General features: G+C 37.4%; 2 protein-coding genes and 1 pseudogene. All 3 read left to right on the top strand.

The window, feature by feature from the left end:
- Nucleotides 1-1,235 (top strand): annotated as a pseudogene (locus V8G61_RS15145) (hypothetical protein); the annotation flags it as partial.
- Between the two features lie 7 nt (nucleotides 1,236-1,242).
- A complete protein-coding gene (locus tag V8G61_RS15140) occupies nucleotides 1,243-4,842 on the top strand; it encodes a glycerophosphodiester phosphodiesterase family protein (RefSeq protein WP_394876736.1) in 3,600 nt (1,199 codons plus the stop codon).
- A 22-nt stretch (nucleotides 4,843-4,864) separates the two neighbouring features.
- A complete protein-coding gene (locus tag V8G61_RS15135; RefSeq protein ID WP_394876735.1) occupies nucleotides 4,865-6,280 on the top strand; it encodes a T9SS type A sorting domain-containing protein in 1,416 nt (471 codons plus the stop codon).
- Nucleotides 6,281-6,300: the final 20 nt, after the last annotated feature.

The raw sequence follows: 6,300 nt of genomic DNA, 5'->3' as shown, positions 1-6,300 counted from the left end.
CTAACAATTTAAATGCAAAAACGGCTGTTAAAATAGGAAGTGATGCCATGAATCCGAATATAACGCTTTCCAGTACTAGTGCGGATTTTTTGAATCAGGTAAATTTTACCGATAACACATTATCTGGTCGTCATTACGATAGCGCAGGATCACAGTACATATCTAAATGGAGTATTAACTCAGCAGATGGTGCTGCTTCCTTCGTGGGAGGTAAAATTGTTCTTTTAGATGGTAATCTTTCTCGATTTAACGATGGCTTGAATATCGGGGGAGGAAAAACCTTTTTAAATGCCGATGGTTCAGCTAGTTTTGCAGATGGTTTAATCGGTTTTAATAGCTTAGGCATAGCCTCTTTTAACGGGAATGTGAACTTTGCTTCCGGAACTACGGTAGACTATACAGGTGCAACAGTAACAGGGCTTGATTTGGATGCTGCAAGCATTACTTCAGGAAAAATTGCTGCGGATCGTTTACCGGATAATGTTGGTTTCACTTCAATTAATCTTACGACTACTGCCTCTCCACTACAGCCTGGAGAAATTTTGATAAGATCTTTTTCTGATATTAAGACTTTCGATGGTAAGAGTTTCGATGATGCAGTAGTTGCTAAATCTAATTGGGATTTTGATACAGATGGAAATTTAGCAACTAATTATAACGTTCAAACCGGGGGGAATTTAATAGTAGGGCAACCCTTAACCCTAGTAGATGAAACAGGGACCTTAACAAATATGACACAGGATAGAATAGCAAGTGCTACTATTTACTCGGTTGATAAGGACTCATTAGCCTTAAGTGTTAAGGGCGGCGTGCATATAGGAACAACGAATATGAAACATATTTTTGGGTCTGAAAATTCAAGAGATGATGTGTTATTGTTTGTTGAAAAAGGTATCGCAACAGAAGACGTGACATACATTCTAAAAGAAAATTGGAAATACTGGCCAGATTATGTTTTTGAAGAAGATTACAAATTAGACAGTTTAGACGACCTTGAAGCTTACATTAAAGAGCATAAGCACTTGCCGGGAGTTATTTCTCAGCAAGAAGTAAAGGAAAATGGTGTTAGTGGTAATGAGATGAATATAACTTTATTGAAGAAAATTGAAGAACTTACCCTGTATACCATAGAACAGGATAATAAGTTACAGGATCAAGAAACACTTAACGCTACTTTATTAAAGTCGCTTAGAGCTTTGGAAGTTAAGGTAGATGCATTATCAAACAATAAATAAGAAGGCTATGTTATTTTTTAATAAAAAATATTATTTGGTAGTTGCCTTTATAGCACTACTATACGTTCCTAGGGTTCAATCACAATCCTCAAAGTTTATTCCACCAACAATTGAAAATCCCAATAATGCTGAGATTACCTGGAATGAGGATGGTTCAGTTACTGTAAAAGGTGGTCCGGTTTTCTTTACCTCGGGTATTTCTGCTGCGCCAACTAGCAATCATCCAAATATAGAAATCGATAAAATGGTATTGGTGGATGCTACAAGTTATTACCACGATGAAGATGATTTAAATGAAGAATTTGGTATCGATGTTGACTTAATTAATAATGAAAATAACATTAGCCTTGCTCCCAATGTAAAAGTCGAAGTTTATAGACGACCGGAATTTCAATCCATATATAACTTTGAGAATTTTGACTATGGTTTTATTTTTAATGATGACTATTTGGTTTACGGTAATGAGCTTACGGATTATGACCCCAGTACGGGGATAAGCACCTATAATCCTCGAGATGTTTTTGCATACAGAAAGGGTCATTGGGATATTACTAAATCGACGAAAGTCAAGAGTAATGATTATACGAAGCTGTGGAACAGACCAATGGATGCCTCTAATTACTGGTATATTCCGGCTGGTATTGTAGTTACGGCTGCTTTAGTTTATGCCAACCCACCATTGGCTAGACTCTTCATCAAACGAGTAGTGTCTAGAAACGGGGTTCTTGCGGCGGCATTTGCGACATCGGCATATAAAATGTATAATTTGGATACTCCTACTTTCCAATCTGTTTATGAAAGTTACGATGATCCAGATAGTAATGATATGGACGAACCAGAATTTGCAAGACAATTTCGAATTCGAACTCCTACTGAGATAATCGTTCCAACTGAAATAGATAGTGACGAAGAAGGAGCAGAAGAGTACAACAACTTTGTAGAACAGTCAAAAGCGGTGAGCTTTAAATGTTCTACAGATACCAGTTTAGATTGTTATTCTGCTCCTTATGAGGCAGTGGTAGTAAAATTAGAGGCTACTAATACCACCATAAAATCAATAAACATTCCAGGAAGGTTCTCAAGAACTTATACACCTTATCAAATGTTTGATAATTTTTATTATCAAACAGATCAAACAGGTAAGATTGTAATTGATATTAACGGTTTGACTGAAACTAATAGTGAACAAAAATTTAGCCAAATTAAAAAACTGCCAAAAAAAATTTATGAATCGAATGTTGATAAACAGTATACGTTGGAGTTCGCTGAATATATAGGTTTTCCTTATTTCTACCTTGTAGCGCAACAAGAATTGAATGGGGTAAATGATTTTTATGCTATCAATCTTGGTAAATTTGGTGAAATTCAGGAAAATGGTGCAACTATTGCATATAATCTGTATCGATATCAGGCAAAATTTTCCAATGTAGAAGGAACAAATCCTCTAGCAACCATTACTCTAGGACCCAATGGTCCTTTTTTGGCTGCAGATAATACCATCTCATCAACAGAATATTATCCTCCAACTTACGTAAACGGAGTTAATTATTCCATCCGTCCTATAGTTACCTATGGAAAATGGAAAGAAAAAGCCGGTGGATTGGCACGTCCTATTACGGATGAAGCAATTAATGCAGATTTCCAAATAACCAATTGTGTTATATGTGGTGGAGGACCGGATGACGATAACGAAAGTTCTGATACTGGAGAGGGTGAGCGTATTGCTCCTAGCAAATTGAATGATAATGTTGCTAGTAGCACTAACTTTTATAAATGGGAAATTGCATTTCCCCGGCAGTTGAAGCATCGAAATTACGGAGCTCCTATTCGGAAGGCAGCAGATAAGTACCCTGAATATGGATGTAATATAGCCCTCTATCCTAACTTGGAAAATCTAAATGACAATGTGATTTACCTCGTAGCTTCAAGTAATCCTGTGTTGGATCAAAATGATTCAAGGGATTTAAGAACTTTGCAGGAAAAGGAAGCAGCCGCCTTCAAGACGATCACTGATTTTCCTTTTGATACAGCACCAGGAGAGATAACACGGCTGGGTAAGATCTTTGATGCCTACCATGATGGTACCCCAACTAAAGGTTTTCCGGCTGATGGTAGAAATAGAGATTACTTTCTATTCAGGTTGGAAATGGTTGATAATAAACGGGTACTGCTTCGTAACATTAATCCCGGCTATGGTCCCTTCCCTTTGGGTAGGAATGGGATAGTCACTAAACAATTACAAGATACCCCTATAAATCACAAGTTTCTAAATAAAAGTTCAATACCTGAAAATGCGCGTTTTATAGTAGCCTGGCACAGGGGAAGTTGGAAAAATGTACCTGAAAACTCAATTCCAGCAATAACGGCTGCTGCCGGTTATGATTTGATTGAGCTTGATATATCTTATACGAAGATAGGCGTAGATCCTCTTACTAAAAACTGGGATCCCCAATACTTGAACTCAGAAACGAATCTTCCGCATCTGATGCTTTTCCATGATCCTTTTATGTTTAGGGTAGCGTATCAACCGGATGAAGTAACGGATTGGGATACAGAAAACAAGATTGGTCCAAACGAATCGGGATGTGTACAACCTTATGATCCTATGATGATGCCCTGGATATTAACCCAAAGAAGCCAAAAAGCGGAATTACTTAATTATATAGACGCTAATTGGAGGCAATCGGCATCTTATTTTGATGACTTTGAATCTGCCTGGATAAAAGAGCCTAACTCTTTTACCTATCGGGACGTAAAACGGTTTAAATTGAGAGATCGATTTGGTTGTCAGACAGATGAAAATATACCCGACTATGAAGCAGGTATTGAAGAAGCCAAGAAACATAATCTGTTTATATCACTGGATAAAGGAGAGTTAGTAATGGATGCTGCTTATTGGTATGCCCTTGAACATGATTATGAAAATAATATTTCGTTTAAAGATAAGTCTGATCATACGGTAGCTAATTACATAGACCTATATGGAAATGAGTTCTTTAAACAGACTATTCATACCCCTTGGATATTTGAAGGGGGTGCGCAAAACTCTGATGGTATTACTAAAATTAAACAATGGATGGCAAAAGAAGAATCAGATGGCTGGCATATTCCTGCAATAGAAGTTCAGATGAAACTCAGAACTTCTGATGCTAACGTTTTCAGTCTCCAGAAAGGGATACAAAATTCACATGGATTTAGTTCCAATGGAACTGAGTATCTTCTCAATTGGATTCAAGAAAACACAGCAACGAAATGGATTGGAGTTACCCCGATTACGCCTACAAGTGGAAGGGGATTTGATAATAAATTTTTGTACATGAATGCTCCTGATTCACCGCTTCCGAATCCTCAGGTTGTAAAAGAACAGAATCCTGAACAATATCAGTTAGATCCAAATGCAGAAGCCCCGTTAAAATCTTCTTTAGATAACAATTATGACGGGCCGGACCGAGCAGATCCCATATCATCAAGATTTGATCGCCGGGGGGATTTTTTATACAATATTTACTATGCGAAGCAAGACTACTTTATTACCGACAGACCTGCAGAGATTTTAAGGTTTTTAAAAGAAATAGGTAAAAATGTACAAGCTCCCGATTTTGATTAAAATAACATTAAAAATTAAAGAAATGAACTTAAAAATAATTTTAACAGGTATCCTGATGTTTCAGGCGGTCACCTTTTTTGGTCAGGGAACACCGGCAGATCTACCTAAGGCAGATTTATACTGGAGTTTCGATGCGTTCGACACTTCCGGTTATGGTGCTGGTTATTCTTTTTCCCCAACCTCACCTTCCGGTAGATATACTAGTAATATAGCTGGGAGCCTCGATGCAAACAACAACGTAGTCCCTGAAAATAGTATGAGATTTGAGGTAATTAATCCTAGCAATGTAGAGTTTTCTGATCATATTGTTGGGAATTCTCAAAAAGGTATTTCTGACAGTGCACAACAAAGTGCCATACTGTTTTCTATCGACGACGATACAGAGGTTGTAGATAAAGGCGCTTTTTGGGGCTTAGCTTCTGAGGATATCATTGGTGATACCCCTCAAGTAGATGGTATTACCATTTCTTTATGGGTCCGAAAAGGTCAATATTTAGATCCAAATAAAGAGCATGTTTTGATAGGTGCTACAAATGCAACTGATCTACAAGGTAATACTATAAAACCTAGTTATGTGGATACCAAATTTGGATTATCCTTGAAAGGTAATACCCTGTATTTCAAAATGTATAACAGCGACGATCCGGAAGGTAATGGAACGGCTGGAACCCCCTGGAAGTACGAAATATGGGACCCAGGTAGTTTGGATGCGGGTCCCGGTTGGTATCGTATATTTTTGGTTATGGCACACACCCAAAAGTATATGCAGATTATTATTTCCAAACCTAATTCAGTGACTTACGGAAATAGCAGGGCATCGTTTAACTCAAATTATGCTGAAAGGGTTATTTGGATGCCGGGCGTTAGAGGAACCCCTTTCATTAAGGGAGAGCCAGTTTCATTAGCTAATCCTCTAGGAGTTACAGAAATGCCTGCTACAGGGCACTTTCAATTTCAAACCTGGTTTTTAGGCGGTTCCATTGGCATAGGTTATGATGAACTTAAACTTTGGAACAAAGCACTGTCTTCAAAAACAATTGAAAAGATCATTGTAGCAGATGGAAGATCTGTTACTAAAAACGATGGTATTGTAAAATCATCAATACCAATTACTACAACTGGAAATCAACAAAATCCGAATCAGGAAATAGAAGAAACAAACCAATCTGGACCTGAAGAATGGAAAGATAAAAATCTCAAGCTTTACCCAAATCCGAACGATGGCAATTTTACATTAAATTATTACATGGAAAAATCTACAGATGTGAAGGTGAAGATATTCTCAATTTTAGGACAGGTGGTATTTGAAAAAGACCTTCATAGTGAAGCGGGGAAAAATACTTTAGATATTAATCTTTCTAACATATCGTCGGGACTTTATACCGTTTGGGTGAATGATGGAGAATGGCAGAGGACATCTAAAGTATTGATAAAATAATAGGCTTGAAACAATACAAA

Origin of the sequence: Gaetbulibacter sp. M240 (assembly GCF_043876815.1) — a bacterium.
Classification (GTDB): Bacteria; Bacteroidota; Bacteroidia; order Flavobacteriales; family Flavobacteriaceae; genus Gaetbulibacter_A.
Note: the sequence above shows the minus strand (reverse complement) of the source record. Positions and strands in the feature narration are given on the sequence as shown.